Genomic DNA, 1,125 nt, shown 5'->3' on the forward strand with positions numbered 1-1,125 from the left:
ACCCCCAGCTCGTACGCCCGCCCCGCCTCCGCCCACCGCACCTGGTCGGCCAGGGCCTGGCCGAGCGCGTCGAGGGCGCGGACGAGCTGGGCGGGCAGCGCGGAGCCCGCCTCCCGGGCCAGCTCCACCGCCTTGGACAGGTGCCCGACGGCCTCGTCGGACCGGCCGAGCCCCCTGGCCGCCAGGCCGAGGTTGCGCAGGTGCTCCACCGCCCGGTCGTCGCGCAGCTCGTACCCGCCGGCGGCGTGCTCGTAGGCGGCGGCGAAGTCGCCCAGGTCGTGGCAGCAGGCGGAGAGCTTGGCCAGCAGGTACGACCGATCCGCCGCGTCCCTGATGAGGCGGCGCGCGAGCGAGTCTTCCGCGAGCGCGCGCACCCGTTCGAGATCGCCCGCCGCCTCCGCCTCCTCGATGCGCAGCCAGCCCGCCAGCCGCTCCACCGCCTCCCCGCGGAAGCCGCCGGCCCGCAGCACCGTGAGCGCCTCCGCCAGGCTGGCCCGGCCGCGGGTCAGGTCCCCCAGCGTGAGCTGGATGGCGGCCAGCCGGGACAGGACGGACGGGTCCCGGCCCCCGCCCGCCGCCACGATCAGCTCGAACGGCGCCTGCGACCCCTCGTCCCCGGCCCTGGCCAGCCCTTGGAGCCCTTCTTCCAGCGCGGCCCTGGCACGGCGGAACTCGCCGCGTTCCTCCAGCGCGAAGCCGAGCTCGATCGAGGCGAGAGCGGACAGCCGCGCTTCGCCCGCCTCGCGGAACCCGGCCACGGCCGGCTCCAGCTCCGCCACGCGCGCCCCGAGGTCCCCGGTACGGCCGGCCAGCCAGGCCAGCCGCTCGTGCACGACGGCCTCCCGGAGCGGATCCCCTGACGCCAGCCGCAGCGCCGAGCCGAGCCGCTCCCCCGCCTTCTGGAGCTCTCCCAGCTCCACGTCCAGGCGGGCCCGGCCGAGCGTGGCGGCGAGCAGGGCTTCGAGGTCGCCGTCCGCGGCGGCCAGCTCGATCGCCCGGTCCGCCTCGCGCGTGGCCTCGTCGAACCGGCCCAGGACGGCCAGGCAGGACGCGCGCATGGTCAGCGCCGCCGCCTCCTTGCCGTGCGCCCGCAGCCCGGCGAACGCCTCCCCCGCCGCCCCGAAC

General features: G+C 78.0%; 1 protein-coding gene. It reads right to left on the reverse strand.

Annotation, left to right across the window (positions count from 1 at the left end):
- The coding region (locus ETD85_RS64300; RefSeq protein WP_206059660.1) for a tetratricopeptide repeat protein at window positions 1-1,125 on the reverse strand (1,125 nt) is incomplete at both ends.

It is taken from the genome of Nonomuraea zeae, assembly GCF_005889725.1.
Taxonomy (GTDB): Bacteria; Actinomycetota; Actinomycetes; order Streptosporangiales; family Streptosporangiaceae; genus Nonomuraea; species Nonomuraea zeae.